The sequence below is a fragment of the Nonomuraea sp. NPDC002799 genome (assembly GCF_053592075.1).
In genome coordinates, this window is sequence record NZ_JBSFVA010000072.1 from 1 (window position 1) to 17609 (window position 17609).

A 17609-nucleotide genomic window follows, 5' to 3' on the forward strand; every position below is an offset into this window, starting at 1 on the left:
CGCCCAAGCCCACAACCACGGCGTCACAGTCGACTGGACCACCATCCACACCGGACACACCGTCCAACTCCCCACCTACCCCTTCCAACGCCAGAGCTACTGGCATGGTCCGGATCGGCAGCGCAAGCAGCAGGACGGCTCCGGACAGGCCGTGTTCTGGGATGCCGTGGCACAAGGCGATGTCGACTCGCTCGCCTCCACCCTCCGGGCGGCCCCGCATGAGATCGACTCGCTGAGCACCGTCCTGCCGAGTCTGGCCGCGTGGCATCAGCGGCACCGTGACCAGTCCCTGACGGACGGCTGGCGGTACAAGGTCGCGTGGCGTCCGCTCACCGAAGGCTCGGGACATCCGGCCGGACGCCGGCTGCTCGTCGTTCCGGCGGGTCAGGCCGAGCACGCCTGGGTGGTCGCGATGACCGGCCTTCTGACGGAGGCGGACGTGATCACGGTGGGCACGGGTGACGATCGTGGGACGCTGGCCGGACGGCTGGCCGACGCCGGCTCCGTGGACGGCATCGTGTCGTTGCTGGCACTCGATGAGAACCAGGGCTTGGCCGCCACACTCGCGCTGGTGCAGGCGCTGGGTGACCGGCGCATCGACGCTCCCTTGTGGCTGCTCACCACGGGCGCGGTCAGCGTGGGCCGTTTCGATGCGCTCGACAATCCCGTACAGGCGCAGATCTGGGGTCTGGGGCGGACCGTCGGCCTGGAGCATCCCGAGCGTTGGGGCGGGCTCGTGGATCTGCCCGAGTCGCCGGACCGCTCCGCTCTGACCCGGCTCGCCGCCGTACTCGGCGGGTCGTCCGGTGAGGACCAGATGGCGGTCCGCGCCTCCGGCGTCTTCGTGCCCAGGCTGACGCGCGCCCCGCTGAGCCGCAGGTCCGCGGGCGACGGGTGGCGGGCCCGTGGCACCGCCCTGATCACGGGCGGAACCGGGGCCTTGGGTGTGCACGCGGCCAAGTGGCTCGCCGAGGCCGGCGCCGAGAATCTGGTGCTGACGAGCAGGCGCGGGCTGCGCGCACCGGGTGCCCAGGAGCTTGTCACGGAGTTGACCGAACTCGGTGCGACGGTGACCGTCGCCGAGTGCGACGTCGCCGACCGGGCGGCTCTGGCCGGGCTGATCGATCAGGTCGAGGCCACGCTCGGTCCCATCAGGACGGTGGTGCACGCGGCCGGGGTGAGCCAGCGTTCGGCGATCGCCGGCACGACCGCGGCCGAGCTGGCCGACGTCACCGCCAAGGCCGTCGCCGCGGCGCATCTGCACGACCTGTTCGCCGGCCGGGAGCTCGACGCGTTCGTGTTGTTCTCCTCGATCGCGGGGGTGTGGGGCAGCGCCGGGCAGGGCGTCTACGGCGCGGCGAACGCCTTCGCCGACGCGCTGGCCGTGCACCGGCGTGGCCGTGGTCTCCCCGCGCTGGCCGTGTCGTGGGGACTGTGGGCCGGCGCGGGCATGGGCGACGAGGACGGCGTCGGCGAGCACCTGAGCAAGTTCGGCGTGGCCAAGATGCGGCCGGAGTCGGCGCTCACCGCGCTGCGCGACGCGCTGGACCACGACGAGACGTCGCTGACGGTGGCCGACGTGGACTGGGCCCGGTTCGCACCGGCCTTCACCGCCGCCCGGCCGAGGCCGCTGCTGGACGAGATTCCCGAGGCCGAGCAGGTCCGGCGCCAGGACGAGGACACCACGTCCACGTTGTCGCGGCGTCTCGAAGCGTTGCCTGTCACTGAGCGGCGCGCCTATCTGCGGAGGCTGGTCGGCTCGCAGACCACGGCCGTGCTCGGGCGTCAGCCGGCCGACGGCGTGAACCTCGATCAGCCCTTCCGCGCGCACGGGTTCGACTCGCTGATGGCCGTGGAGATCCGTAACCGGCTGATCGGCGTGACCGGGCTGGACCTGCCCACCACGTTGACCTTCGACCACCCGACGCCGTTCGCGGTCGCCGACTTCCTGTACGGCGAGCTGAGCGGCGAGATCGACCGGAATGACCCGCTCGCGGTGATCGGGGCACCGGCCGATGACCCGATCGCGGTCGTCGGGATGGCCTGCCGGTACCCGGGCGGCGTCGCTTCACCCGACGACCTCTGGCGGCTGGTGAGCGACGGAACCGACGCGATCTCCGGCTTCCCTGCCGACCGGGGCTGGGACACCGACGCGCTGTATCACCCCGACCCGGACCATCCCGGCACCACGTACGCCAGGACCGGCGGTTTCCTGTATGACGCGGCCGACTTCGATCCGGCGTTCTTCGGCATCAGCCCGCGCGAGGCGCTGGCGATGGACCCGCAACAGCGCGTCCTGCTGGAAGTGGCGTGGGAGGCGGTCGAGGCGGCCGGCATCACCCCCGCCTCCCTGCGCGAGAGCCTGACCGGGGTGTTCGTCGGGGCGTGGCCCCAGGAGTACGGCGGCGGTCTCGCGCAGCCGAGGGACGAGACGGGCGGCTACCTCGCGACGGGCAACGCCGCCAGCGTGACGTCCGGCCGGATCGCCTACACCTTCGGTTTCCAGGGCCCGGCGGTCACGGTCGACACCGCGTGCTCATCCTCGCTGGTCGCCGTGCACCTGGCCGCGCAGGCCCTGCGCTCGAGTGAGTGCACGCTGGCTCTGGCGGGCGGGGTGACGGTGATGGCCAACCCCGGGGCGTTCCTGGAGTTCAGCCGTCAACGCGGTCTGGCGCCCGACGGGCGGTGCAAGCCGTTCGCCGCGGAAGCCGACGGCACGGGCTGGGGCGAGGGCGCCGGGCTGCTGGTTCTGGAGCGGCTGTCGGAGGCGCGACGCAACGGCCACGAGGTGCTCGCGGTCGTCCGCGGCTCCGCCGTGAACCAGGACGGCGCCAGCAACGGCCTCACCGCGCCGAACGGCCCCGCACAGGACCGGGTGATCAGGCAGTCACTGGCGAACGCCGGACTGCGCACCTCGGACGTGGACGCGGTCGAGGCGCACGGCACGGGCACCACGCTGGGCGATCCCATCGAGGCGCAGGCGCTGCTCGCCACCTACGGCCAGAACCGCGACCATCCGCTGTGGCTGGGCTCCGTCAAGTCCAACATCGGGCACACCCAGGCCGCCGCCGGTGTCGCGGGCGTCATCAAGATGGTGCTCGCCCTGCGCAACGGCCGGTTGCCCAAGACGTTGCACGTCGGCTCGCCGACGCCGCACGTGAACTGGTCGGCGGGCAAGGTCGAGCTGCTCACCGACGAGATCGCCTGGCCCGATCGCGGCAGGCCCCGGCGCGCGGCGGTGTCGGCGTTCGGCATCAGCGGCACGAACGCCCACGTCATCCTGGAGCAGGCCGCCGAGCCGGAACCTTCACTGGAGCAGACGGCCGAGCCGGAACCTTCAAAGGAGCAGACGGCCGAGCCGGATCTTCCGGTGCCGGCCGGGCCGCCGGGCGGCGGTGAGGTGCAGTGGCCGCTGTCGGCGCGGACCGAGGCCGCGCTGCGCGCCCAGGCCCGCAGGCTCGCCTCGTGGATCAGGGAACGCCCCGGTGTGCCGCCCGCCGACGTCGGCCAGGCCCTCGCGACGACGCGGCACGCTTTCGAGCACCGGGCGGTCGTCACCGGGCGGGACGAGACCGGCCTGCTCGACGGGCTCGACCGTCTCGGCCGTGGGGAGCCCTGCCCGCAGGCGCACCTGGGCACCGGCCGGATCTCCGGGCGGACCGCGTTCCTGTTCACCGGCCAGGGCAGCCAGCGCGCCGCCATGGGAGGCGAGCTGTATGCGGCGAATGCGGTGTTCGCCGCGGCTCTCGACTCGGTGAGCGCGCACCTCGATCCGCACCTGGACCGGCCGATCCAGCAGGTCCTGTTCACCGAGGTGGGCGCGGCCGAGCAGAACCCGCTGAACGAGACGGCCTACGCCCAACCGGCGCTGTTCGCGTTGCAGGTCGCGCTCTACCGGCTGCTGGAGCGGCACGGGGTACGTGCCGACTACCTGATCGGGCACTCCGTCGGCGAGATCGCCGCGGCGCACCTGTCGGGGGTGCTGAGCCTGAGCGACGCCGCGGCGCTGGTCGCGGCGCGTGGCCGGCTGATGCAGGCCCTGCCTCCCGGTGGCGCGATGATCGCTTTGCAGGCCACGGAGGACGAGGTTCGCGCGAGCCTGGCCGGCGTCGAAGGCGTGTCGATCGCCGCCGTCAACGCGGCGGACTCGGTCGTCATCTCCGGTGCGGCGGTCGCGGCGCAGCGCGTGGCGGCCCATTGGGACGGCGAAGGGCGCAAGACCAAGCGGCTCACGGTGAGCCACGCGTTCCATTCGCCGCTCATCGATCCCATGATGGCGGACTTCGGCCGGGTGGTGGCCGGCCTCGCATTCGGGCGGCCGGTGGTCCCGCTCGTCGCCAACCTCACCGGCCGGCTGGCCGACGGGGAGGAGATGAGCTCGCCGGACTACTGGGTCCGGCACGCCCGGCAGGCGGTGCGCTTCCACGACGGTGTACGGACCCTGCACGACCTCGGGGTCACCACGTTCGTGGAGCTCGGCCCGGACCCGGTCCTCAGCGCGCTGGTGCAGCAGAACCTGCCGGAGGACGCGCCGGACACGATCACGTTGTTGCGCAAGGGCGTCCCCGAGCCCACGACCGTCACGGCCGCGCTGGCCAAGGCGTACACCTCGGGTCATGCCGTGAACTGGCGGCCGGGGCATCGGCCGGTGCGGCTCAGCCTGCCGACCTACCCGTTCGAACGCCGCAGGTTCTGGCTGGAGCCGGCGACGCCGGAAGTCACGCCGGCGGGTGCTGCCGGGCATGCGCTGCTGACCTCGCGGATAGATCTCGACAACGGTGGTGTGCTGTTCACGGGGCGGATCTCCCGGCTCTCCCAGCCGTGGATCTCCGACCATCTGGTGCTCGGCAACGTGGTCGTGCCCGGGACGACGTGGGTGGAGCTCGCCGCCTGGGCGGGTCACCAGGTCGAGGCGGAGCTGATCACGGAGCTGACGCACGAGTCGCCGCTCGTGCTCGCCGACAACCGGGCCTTCGAGCTCCAGTTGCTCCTCGGCGCCCCGGGCCGGGACGGCGACCGCACGATGAACCTGCGGTGCCGGGCCGCCGGTTCCGACCAGCTCTGGGTGGTGCTCGCCCACGGCGGCCTCGCGCCGTCCTCGCAGGCGCGGCCCGCGCCGGACGCGCTGGTGTCGTGGCCGCCGCAGGACGCGGAGGCGCTGGACGTGGCCGGCTTCTACGACCGGTACAACGCTCGTGGCCACTACACGTGGGGTCCGGCCTTCCGCTCGTTGCGGGCGGCCTGGCGGCGGGGCGACGACCTGTTCGCCGAGCTCCGGCTGGCCGAGTCGACCCCGTCCGGCGGGTTCGCGGTGCATCCGGCGCTGCTGGACGCGACGATGCACGCGCTCGGTGCCGACGGGATCCCCGCGGGGCTGACCGCGCTGGTGGCCGATCCGGAGGAGGACGGCGAGCGGCCGCGCATCCCGTTCTCGTGGCGGGACGTGCGGATGGACACCGGCGGCGAGCGCGTGTTGCGGGTGTGGCTGACCACCTCGGAGGACGGCCGGATCGCGGTGTCGATCGCGGACGAGTCGGGCCGGTCGGTCGGGTCGGTCGCGTCGGTGCTGATCCTGCCGGTCTCCGGTGAGCAGTTGCGCCGGGCGCTGACGGCGCCCCGGCACGAGTCCCTCTACGAGGTGGAGTGGACGCGGTTCGAGGCCGACGCGACGGCGCCGACCGACGACTGGGCGGCGGTGGGTCACCACGCCGGCGTCCCAGCGGTCCGTACGACCTATCCGGACGTGACCGCGATCAGGGGGAACGGCTCGTCCCCGGAGATCGTCCTCGTGTCGCCCGGCCCCGGTGACGCCGGCGACCCGGTTCAGGCCGCCCACTCCGCCACGCGGGACATCCTGGGCTTCCTTCAGACCTGGCTCCCGGCGAAGCCGAACTCCGCGCACGTGGTCGTGCTGACCCGATCGGCCGTCGCGGCCCTGCCCGCCGACCCGGTCGACGGCCTCGCGCAGGCGGCCTGCTGGGGCTTGCTGCGTTCGGCGCAGGCTGAGCACCCGGGCCGCTTCACCCTGGTCGACGTGGACGACGAGAGCTCCTCCGAGCGCGCGCTGGCCGGGATCATCGCGACCGCCGTACGGGACCGGCGCGCGCAGGTCGCCGTCCGCCAGGGCAAGGCGTACGCGCCCGGCCTGGCCCGCGTGCCGTCGATCACCGGTCAGGAGCACGGCCTGGCGTTGCGACCGGCGGGAACGGTGCTGGTCACCGGCGGCACCGGGACCCTCGGAGCGCTGGTCGCCCGCCATCTGGTCACCGCCCACGGCAGCCGGAACCTGCTGCTCGTCAGCCGGCGCGGACCCGGCGCGGACGGTGCCGCGGAGCTTGAGCGGGAGCTCACCGGGCTCGGTTCCGCCGTCACCATCGCCGCCTGCGACACGGCGGATCCGGGGCAGGTCGCCACGCTGCTGGCCGGCGTTCCCGCCGGACATCCGCTGACCGCGGTGATCCACACCGCGGGAGCCGTCGACGACGCCCTGGTCGGCGACCTCACCGGGGATCAGGTCGGCGACGTGCTGCGGCCGAAGGTGGACGCGGCGTGGCACCTGCACGAGCAGACCCGGCATCTCGACCTGACGGCGTTCGTGTTGTTCTCCTCGGCGTCGGGGGTCCTGGGCGCCGCCGGGCAGGCCAACTACGCGGCGGCCAACACGTTCCTGGACGCGCTGGCCCAGCACCGCCGGGCCCGCGGGCTGCCGGCCACCGCGCTGGCATGGGGACTGTGGGAGCAGAGCAGCGGCCTGACCGGGCGGCTGCGCCAGGCCGACCTGCACCGCCTGCGCCGCACCGGGGTCGTGCCTCTTTCCACCAAGGACGCGCTGGCCCTGTTCGACGCGGCTACCGGGACCGGCCAGGCCCATCTCGTACCGGTCCGGCTGGATTTGCCCGGCCTCGCCGGGCAGCAGGCCGTACCCATGATGCTGAGCCGCCTGCTGCGCGGCCGGCCGGCCGGCACCCCGGCGGCCCGGCCCACGCTGCCGGCGCTGGACGGTCTGCCGGTGCCGGAGCAGCGGGAGCACCTGCTGCGGCTGGTCACCACGCAGATCGCCACCATCGCCGACCACCACGGCTCGCTGATCGACCCGGCGCGGCCCTTCCGCGAGCTGGGTTTCGACTCGCTGATGACCGTGGAACTGCGTAACCGGCTGACCACCACGACCGGTCTGACGCTGCCGGCCACCCTCGTGTTCGACCATCCGACCCCGGCGGCGCTCGCGGAGCACCTGCACAGCCGGCTGGCGACAGGGTTGCGTGCGGACTCCGGCGCCACCGACTCCGCCCTCCGCCGGGCGCTGACCACGATCCCGCTGGAGCGGCTGCGCCGGGCGGGACTGGCGGACACCTTGCTGCGGCTCGCCGCCACGGCGGACGAGACGGCGGGCGAGGCGGCGGGCGGGGCGGGGGGCGGGGCGGCGAGCAAGGACGCCGGCGACATCGACGAGATGGCGACCGACGAGCTGATCCGCCTGGCACTGCAGGACGAGCTCACCGACACCGATTCATGACCGCGATGGAAATGGGACACTCCATGCCGGATTCCGAGGACAACAAGCTCGTCCGGGCACTGCGGGCCTCGCTCAAGGAGAACGAGCGCCTGCGCCAGGCGAACCTGGAACTCACCACCACCCACTCCGAGCCGATCGCGATCATCGGGATCGGCTGCCGCTTCCCCGGCGGTGTCAGCTCGCCGGAAGAGTTGTGGCGGCTGGTAGCGGACGGATCCGACGCGATCTCCCCGATGCCCACCGACCGCGGCTGGGATCCGGACCTGTACGACCCCGACCCGGAGCGAAGCGGGAAGTCCTACGTCAGCAGCGGCGGTTTCCTGCACGACGCCGCCGCGTTCGACCCGGACTTCTTCGGGATCAGCCCACGCGAGGCGCTCGGCATCGACCCCCAGCAGCGGTTGCTGCTGGAGATCGCCTGGGAGGCGATCGAGCGGGCGGGGATCGCGCCGGGGTCGTTGCGGGGCAGCGACACCGGCGTCTTCAGCGGGATCATGTACGACGACTACGGCTCCCGGCTGACGCCCGCGCCGGAGGGGTTCGAAGGTCATCTCGGCATCGGGAGCGCGGGCAGCGTCGCGTCCGGGCGGGTCGCGTACACGCTGGGCCTGGAGGGCCCCGCGGTCAGCATCGACACGGCGTGCTCGTCCTCACTGGTGGCCCTGCACCTCGCGGCGCACGCGCTGCGGCGGCGCGAATGTTCGCTGGCCCTGGCCGGCGGCGTGACCGTGATGGCCACCCCCAGCGTGTTCCTGCAGTTCAGCCGTCAGCGCGGGCTCGCGCCGGATGGGCGCTGCAAACCCTTCTCCGCCGCGGCCGACGGCCTCGGCTGGGCCGAGGGCGCCGGACTGGTGCTGCTGGAGCGTCTTTCCGACGCCCGGCGCAACCACCATCCGGTGCTGGCGGTGCTGCGGGGGAGCGCGGCGAACCAGGACGGCGCCAGTCACGGGCTGACCGCGCCCAACGGGCCGTCCCAGGAGCGGGTGATCCGGCAGGCGCTGGCCGACGCCGAGCTGGAGCCGGCCGAGGTGGACGCGGTGGAGGCGCACGGCACCGGCACCCCGCTCGGTGACCCCATCGAGGCGAACGCCCTCATCGCCACCTACGGCCAGGACCGCGACCGGCCGCTGTGGCTGGGCTCCGTCAAGTCGAACATCGGCCACACGCAGGCCGCGGCGGGTGTCGCCGGCGTGATCAAAATGATCATGGCGATGCGGCACGGCGTTCTCCCCCGGACCCTGCACGCCGGCCAGAGCAGCCCGCACGTCGACTGGAGCGGCGGCGCCGTCTCCCTGCTGACCGAACCGCGGCCCTGGCGGCCGGACGGGCACCCGCTCCGGGCCGGGATCTCCTCCTTCGGCATCAGCGGCACCAACGCCCACCTCATCCTGGAACAAGCACCCGAGAAGGAGTCCGCGCCCGCGGCGCTCGACGGCCCGGTCGTGTGGCCGCTGTCCGGCCGCTCCGAGCAGGCCCTGCGCGACCAGGCCGGACGGCTCGGCGACCTGCTCGACGGCACCGAGCGGCCCGACCTCGCCGCCACCGGGGCCGCGCTGGCCGTCACGCGTACCCACTTCGGGCACCGTGCGGGCATCGTCGGCAGCACGGCGGAGGAGCTCCGCCAGGCGCTCCGGGCGCTGGCCGACGGCGTCTCGGCGCCGAACCTGGTGCAGGCGGACACGACCGGACCGGCCAGGACCGTCTTCGTGTTCCCCGGCCAGGGCTCGCAGTGGATCGGCATGGCCGGCCGGTTGCTGGAGACCTCGCCGGTGTTCCGCGAGCACATCACCGCGTGCGCGGAGGCGCTGCGTCCCCACATCGACTGGTCGCTGCTGGACGTGCTGACCGGCGACCCGGCCGCCGCCTCGTTCGACCGCGTCGACGTGGTCCAGCCCGCGCTGTTCGCCATGATGGTGTCGCTGGCGGGCCTGTGGCGCCACCATGGTGTCCGGCCGGACGCGGTGATCGGCCATTCGCAGGGCGAGATCGCCGCCGCGCACGTCGCCGGGGCGCTCAGCCTGGAGGACGCCGCGCGGATCGTCGCACTGCGCAGCCAGGCGATCTCCGCGATCGCCGGAACCGGCGGCATGGTGTCGGTCCCGCTGCCCGCCGACGTGGTGGAGCGGCGTCTGACCCGCTATCAGGACATCCATGTCGCGGCCGTGAACGGGCCCGCCAGCACCGTCGTCGCCGGCGCCGCCGACGAGCTGGCGGCCATGCTCGCCGCGTACCAGGACGACGGCGTCCAGGCTCGCCGCATCGACGTCGACTACGCCTCCCACACCCCGCATGTGGACGTCCTGCGCGACCGGCTCGCGACCGCGCTGGCGCCGGTCCGGGCCGGGCAGGCCCGGGTGGCCATGTACTCCACGATCACCGGGCAGGCGCTGACGTCCACGGAGGACCTGACCGCGGGCTACTGGTTCCGCAACCTCCGGCACACCGTCCGGTTCGAGGCCGCCGTCGGCGCCGCCCTCGCGGACGGGCACACGCTGTTCATCGAGGTGAGCCCGCATCCGGTGCTCACCACCCCGGTAGGCGAGACGATCGAGGCGAGCCGGCGTCCGGCCGCGACGCAGGGCACCCTCCGCCGCGACCGGGCCGACCAGGCGCAACTGCTCACCGCGCTGGTCCAGGCGCACGGGCACGGCGCGGCCGTCGACTGGTCCACCGTCTATCCCGGCCCCCATCGGCGGGTCGAGCTGCCGACGTACGCCTTCCAGCGGCAGCGCTACTGGCTCGATCCGGTGGGCACCGCGGACGTCGCGTCGGCCGGTCTCGAAGCGGCGGCCCACCCGCTGCTCGGCGCGCTGCTGCAGCTCGCGGACGACCACGGCCGGGTGTTCAGCGGGAGGTTGTCACCGCAGGCACAACCCTGGCTGGCCGATCACGCCGTCGCGGGAACGGTTCTCGTGCCGGGCACCGCCTTCGTGGATCTCGCGTTGTGGGCGGGCGACCACTCCGGCCGCCCGCACCTGGACGAGCTGACCCTGGAGGCGCCGCTCGTGCTGCCGGCAGCGGGCGGGGTCATCATCCAGTGCATCGTCAGCGGGACCGAGGACGACCCGGCCCATCGGGTGGCGATCTACTCCCGGCCCGAGCAGGAGCCGGACGGTCCCTGGACACGTCACGCGACCAGTGTGCTCGTCGCCGCCGAGCGACCCGCCGGCGGCGCCGCCGCGGTCGCCTGGCCGCCGTCCGGTCAAGCCGTCGATCTGACGGACGCCTACGAGCGGCTGGCCGGACGCGGGTACGAGTACGGTCCGGTGTTCCAGGGGCTCCGGTCGGTGTGGCGCGACGGCGCGGACGTGTACGCCGAGGTGCGCCTGCCGGAAGGGACGGCGGTCAGCGGCTTCGGCGTGCACCCCGCCCTGCTGGACGCGGCGTTGCACGCCATGGTGCTGGCGAACGACGGCGAAGGCGGTGTCAGCCTGCCGTTCTCGTGGAGTGGCGTGCGGTTGCACGCCGTCGACGCGACGGCACTGCGGGTCCGGATCAGCCCGGCCGGCTCCGACGCCTATCGGCTCGCGATCGACGACCTGTCCGGCGCGCCCGTGGTCACGGTGGAGACGCTCACCACCCGGCCGATCACGCACGCGCAGCTCACCACGGCGGGTGCCCACCGGCCACGCTCGCTGTTCCAGCTCAGATGGAGAGCGGTCACCGCCACCGGCGACGCCGGCTCCGGCTCCGGGCACGCCATCGTCCACACCGGACCCGGCGCCACTGACGTGCCCGGCGCCGCCCACGCGGCGGCCGCGCGGATACTCGGCGAGCTGCGGAGCCGGCTCGCCGCCGAGCAGGCCGACACGAGCAGGCTCGTCGTCGTCACGCACGGGGCCGTGGCCGTGAACGCCGGCGAGGACGTGGACCCGGCGCAGGCGACCGTATGGGGCCTGGTCCGCTCGGCCCAGAACGAACACCCCGGCCGATTCGTCCTCATCGACACCGACGACCCCGGGGATTCCCGTGACCTTGAAGGCTCCGGCGGGCTTTCCGCGGCGCTGGCGACCGGTGAACCGCAGGTGGCGATCCGCGCCGGCCGGTGTCTCGCTCCCCGGCTGGCGCCCGCGAGTGAGACGCCGTCGCGACCGCATCGGCTCGACCCTGACGGCACCGTACTGATCACCGGCGGGACCGGCGCTCTCGGCGCGGTCATCGCCCGTCACCTCGTCACCGAGTACGGCGTGCGGCATCTGCTGCTCACCAGCCGCCGCGGACCGGAGGCGGCCGGCGCGGCCGAGCTGCACCGCGAACTCACCGAACGCGGCGCCGTGGTGTCCATCCGCTCGTGCGACACCGCGGACCGCGGCCAGGTCACCGAGCTCATCGCGGGCGTTCCCGAGCGGCAGCCGCTGACCGCGGTCATCCACGCGGCCGGCGTGCTCGATGACGCCACCCTGGAGAGCCTGACCCCCGAACGTCTCGACGCCGTGCTGCTTCCCAAGGTCGACGCGGCCTGGCATCTCCATGAGCTGACCCGGGACCTGGACCTGACGGCGTTCGTGTTGTTCTCCTCGGCGGCGGGCACCCTGGGCGCACCGGGACAGGCCAACTACGCCGCCGCGAACACCTTCCTCGACGCTCTGGCGCACCATCGGCAGGCGCAGGGGCTGGTGGCGACCTCCGTGGCCTGGGGCCTGTGGGAGCAGGCCGGCGGCATGACCGGCGCGCTCGGCGAGAGCGACCTCAGCCGCATCCGCCGTACCGGCATCCTGGCCCTGCCGACGTCGGAGGCGATCGAGCTGTTCGACACGGCGCTCGGCCTCGGGCACCCGCACCTCTTCGCGGCACGCGTGAACCGCAACGCCGCCACGGTGTCGTCGCCGGTGTTGCGGGACCTCGTCCAGGTCCGCCGCGCGGCCTCGAACACCGAGCAGGCCGGGAACTGGGCCCAGCGGCTGATGGCGATGCCCGAGGACAAACGCCGGGACGCCGCGTTCGAACTGGTCCGCGTGCACGTGGCCACCGTGCTCGGTCATGCCGGCCCCACCACCATCGACCCCAACCGGGCGCTGAAGGATCTGGGTTTCGACTCACTCACCGCGGTCGAGTTCCGCAACCGGCTCGCCGCCACCACCGGGCTGCGGCTGGCCGCCACCCTCGTGTTCGACCATCCCTCGATCGTCTCCGTGGCCGAGCACCTGCTGCGGAAGGCCGCCGGAGCGGGCGCCGCGCCCGCCGGGCCGATCCCGGCGGCCGTCACCGAGGACGAGCCGATCGCGATCATCGGCATGGGCTGCCGTTTCCCGGGTGGGGTGCGCAGCCCCGAGGACCTGTGGCGGTTGGTCGCCGGCGCGACCGACGCGATCTCCGCCTTCCCGGCCGACCGCGGCTGGGAGGCGGACGCCGCCAAGGGGTTCGCCGACGCGGGCGGCTTCCTGTACGACGCGGCCGAGTTCGATCCGGCCTTCTTCGGGATCAGCCCGCGCGAGGCACAGGCGATGGATCCCCAGCAGCGCGTGATGCTCGAAGTGTCCTGGGAGGCCATGGAGCGGGCCGGGATCGTGCCGGAGACCCTGCGCGGCAGTTCGACCGGCGTCTTCACCGGACTGATGTACCACGACTACGGCGGCGGCAGCGCGGGCAGCATCGCCTCGGGCCGGATCGCCTACACGTTCGGCCTGGAAGGGCCGGCCATCACGGTCGACACCGCGTGCTCGTCGTCGCTGGTCGCCCTCCACCTGGCCGCGCAGGCGCTGCGCCTGGGCGAGTGCTCGCTGGCCTTGGCCGGTGGCGTGTCCGTCATGGCGACGCCGGCCGTGTTCCTGGAGATCGGCGAACAGGGCGGCGTGGCGCCGGACGGCCGCTGCAAGTCCTTCGCGTCCGCCGCCGACGGCACCGGCTTCTCCGACGGCGCCGGCGTCGTCCTGCTGGAGCGGCTGTCGGACGCGCGACGCGCGGGACGCACCATCCTCGGGGTGCTCCGCGGCAGCGCGGTCAACCAGGACGGCGCCAGCAACGGCCTGACCGCGCCGAACGGACCGGCCCAGGAACGCGTCATCCGGCAGGCGATCGCCGGGGCGCGGCTCAGCCCGGCCGACATCGACGCGATCGAGGCCCACGGCACCGGCACCAGGCTGGGCGATCCGATCGAGGCGCAAGCCTTGCTGGCCACGTACGGCCAGGACCGGGACCGGCCGCTGTGGCTGGGCTCCATCAAGTCCAACATCGGCCACACCCAGGCCGCCGCCGGCATCGCCGGCGTCATCAAGATGCTCATGGCCATGCGGCACGAGACGTTGCCGCAGACCCTGCACGTGGACGAACCCAGCCCGCACATCGACTGGACGAGCGGCGCCGTCGCCCTGCTGACCGAGCCCCGGCCGTGGCCGGCCGACGGCCGCCCGCGCCGCGCGGGGATCTCCTCCTTCGGCATCAGCGGCACCAACGCCCACGTCATCCTCGAACAACCGTCCGCCCCCGCCGAGGCTCCGGAGCCTGAGCCGGCACCGCGGCGCCCGGTCGCGCTGATCGTCTCCGCCCGGTCGCCCGAGGCGCTGCGCGCCCAGGCCGCCCAGTTGCTGGCCTTCGTCGAAACCGGCCCCGACAGGGACATCGCCGACATCGCCTACGCATTGGCGACCGCTCGTACCCACTTCGAACACCGTGCCGTCGCCGTCGTCGCGGACCGTGCCGAGGCGATCGAGGCGCTCCGCGCTCTCGCCGGCGGCGAGCCGGCGCCGAACGTGCTGCAGGGCCAGGCGGCCTCCGTGCGCAAACCGGTGTTCGTGTTCCCGGGCCAGGGCTCGCAGTGGGCCGGGATGGCCAGGGAACTGCTCGACGTCTCGCCGGTCTTCCGTGACAGCGTGCGGGCCTGCGCCGAGGCGCTCGAACCGCATCTGGACTGGTCCGTGCTCGACGTGCTGACCGAGCGGCCGGGCGCGCCGGCGATGTCCAGGGTGGACGTCGTCCAGCCGATCCTGTTCACGATGATGGTCTCGCTGGCCGCCGTGTGGCGGTCGATGGGAGTCGAGCCCGCCGCGGTGATCGGGCACTCCCAGGGCGAGATCGCCGCCGGCTACGTCGCGGGCGCCCTGTCCTTGGAGGACGCCGCGCGGGTGTCCGCCCTGCGCAGCCTCGCCTGGCTCCGGCTCGCCGGGCAGGGCGGGATGATGTCGGTGTCCCTGGGCGCCGACGACGTGGCACCGCGTCTGGAGCGGTGGGACGGCCGCCTCGCCATCGCCGCGGTCAACAGTCCGGGCTCCGTGGCCGTGTCCGGCGTCCCTGAGGCACTCGACGTGCTGGCCGCCGAGCTCACCGCGGAAGGCGTACGCGCGCGCCGGATCCCCGGCGTGGACACGGCGGGACACTCGGCGCAGGTCGAGGTCCTCAAGGAGCAGGTGCTGGCCGAGCTGGCCGCCGTCGACCCCGGGAGGTCGGCGGTTCCGTTCGTCTCCACCGTGACCGGCGCTGAGCTGGACACCCAGCGGATGAACACGCACTACTGGTATCGCAACCTGCGCGAGCCGGTCCTGTTCGAGCAGGGCACGCGGGCGCTCGCCGCCACGCGCCACGACGCCTTCATCGAGGTGAGCCCGCATCCGATGCTGGCCTTCAGCCTGCAGGAGACCCTGGAGTCGGCCGGTGTGGAGAGCGCGGCGATCATCGGCACGCTGCGCCGCGAGGAGGACGGCTGGACGCGGCTGCTGAAGTCGGCCGCGCAGGCGTTCGCCCTGGGCGTTCCGGTCGACTGGTCGCGCCTGTTCGACGGCCCCCGTCCGCGCGTCGATCTGCCCACGTACGCCTTCCAGCGTCAGCACTACTGGTCCCTGGCGGGCAACGGGACGGCCGACCTGTCCCGGGCCGGCCTGCAGTCGCCGGACCACCCGTTCCTGCTGGCCGCGCTCGACCTGGCCGAACCGGACGGGCTGCTGCTGACCGGCCGGATCTCGCTGAGCGCGCACCCGTGGCTGGCCGGGCACTCCCTGCATGACACCGTCCTGCTGCCCGGGACCGCCTTCCTGGACATGGCGATCCAGGCGGGCGACCGGCTGGGCTGCGAGCTGGTCGAGGAGCTCACCCTGGAGACGCCGCTGATCATCCACGACGCCGGCCCGATCCAGCTCCAGCTCACCGTGGAGGCACCGGACGAAGCCGGGCGGCGGGTCCTGCGGATCCATTCGCGACCGGCCGAGGACGCGGGCTGGGTCCGGCACGCCACCGCCGTGCTCGGCTCCGCCACCGGCCAGGAACCGGAAGGGCTGTTCTCCTGGCCGCCGCGGCGGGCGCAGCGCGTCGACCTCACCGAGGCGTATCCACGGCTCGCCGCTGCCGGATACGGCTACGGTCCGGCATTCCAGGGGCTGCAAGCGGCGTGGCGCGACGGTGCTGGCATCTACGCGGAGGTCCGGCTTCCCGAGGAGGTCTCCACCGACGGGTTCGCCATCCATCCGGCGCTCTTGGACGCCGCCTTGCACGCGCTCGTGCTCGAAGAGATCGACGCGGCCGAACCCGGTGCGCTGGGGCTGCCGTTCTTGTGGACCGGGGTGCGCCTGCACGCCGTACAGGCCACGGCGTTGCGGGTGCACATAGCGCCGATCGGCGACGGCGCCTACCGGCTCGTGGTCGCCGACGCCGCCGGCGCGTCGGTCGCTTCCGTCGCGTCCCTGGTGACCAGGCCCGTTTCGCTCGACCGGCTCGGCCCGGTCCACCCGGTCGACGACGCCCTGTTCCGGTTGCGGTGGACGCCGGCGCCGGCGCCGGCCGTGCCGCTTCCTGACGGGGCCTGGGCGGTCCTCGGCTCCGGCGACGCGGGCCTCACCGGCCTGCCCGTCTTCGACGGCCTCGGCTCGCTCGCCGGCGCGGATCAGACGCCGGCGCACGTCGTGGCGCACTTCGCCGCCGGGAGCGGCGAGGTCGTGGCCGCTGCCAGGGCCGTTCTCGAAGACCTGCTCGCCCTGGCCCAGGGGTGGCTGTCCGAGGAGGTGTTCGGCGGCAGCAAGCTGGTGGTGATGACCCGCGGGGCCGTCGCGGTGACCGACGGGCAACCGCTGGCGCTCGACCTGGCGCCGATCGCGGGCATGTTGCGGAGCGTTCAGCGCGAACATCCGGACAGGTTCGTGCACCTGGACGTGGACGAGTCCGCGGACCTGCCCCTCGTCGCCGCGGCCGTGGCGACCGGCAACCCGCAGCTGGCCATCCGTGACGGACAGGTGTGGACACCGAGCCTGGTGGCCGCGGCGACGGATCTGCTGTTGCCCCCGGCGACGGGCCCCTGGCACCTGGAGGTAGGGACGCGCGGCACCATGGACGGCCTCGCCCTGCGCCCACATCCCGGCGCGGCGCGAGCGCTGGACGAAGGCGAGGTGCGCGTCGGCGTCCGGGCGGCCGGGCTCAACTTCCGGGACGTACTGATCACACTAGGGATGTATCCGGACCCGGACGCGACCATCGGCTCGGATGCCGCGGGTGTCGTGACCGAGGTCGGACCGGGCGTGACCGGCCTGTCGGTCGGTGACCGGGTCTTCGGCTTCGTCCCCGATGCCATAGGCACGGCCGGTATCACCGATCATCGGCTGCTCGCCCCGATCCCCGACAACTGGTCCTTCACCGACGCCGCAGCCATCCCCGTCGCCTACCTCACCGCCTACTACGCCCTCACCCACCTCGCCAACCTCCAACCCGGCGAAAAAATCCTCATCCACGCCGCCACCGGCGGCGTCGGCACCGCCGCCACCCAAATCGCCCAACACCTCGGCGCCGACATCTACACCACCGCCCACCCCAACAAATGGCCCACCCTCCACGCCAACAACATCCCCCCCACCCACATCGCCAGCACCCGCAACCTCGACTTCACCCACCAATTCCCCCACGTCGACGTCATCCTCAACGCCCTCGCCGGCCCCTACACCGACGCCTCACTCCACCACCTCAACCCCGGCGGCCGCTTCATCGAAATGGGCAAAACCGACCTCCGCAACCCCCACACCCTCAAACAACAACACCCCCACATCACCTACCACCCCTTCCAACTCCCCCACACCCACCCCAACCACATCCACCACATGCTCACCACCATCACCACCCTCTTCCACCACAACCACCTCCACCACCCCCCCAACACCACCCACCCCATCCACCAAGCACC

Annotated in this window: 2 protein-coding genes; both read left to right on the plus strand. The window is 73.2% G+C overall.

The window, feature by feature from the left end; translation table 11 throughout:
• Window positions 1–151 precede the first annotated feature (151 nt).
• Window positions 152–7516, plus strand: a complete 7365-nt coding sequence (locus ACWD0F_RS50300; RefSeq protein WP_449890021.1) for an SDR family NAD(P)-dependent oxidoreductase — start codon at window positions 152–154, stop codon at window positions 7514–7516.
• Window positions 7517–7539: 23 nt separating this feature from the next.
• Window positions 7540–17609 (plus strand): SDR family NAD(P)-dependent oxidoreductase (locus tag ACWD0F_RS50305; protein WP_449890022.1); only part of this gene is annotated, 10070 nt, incomplete at its 3' end.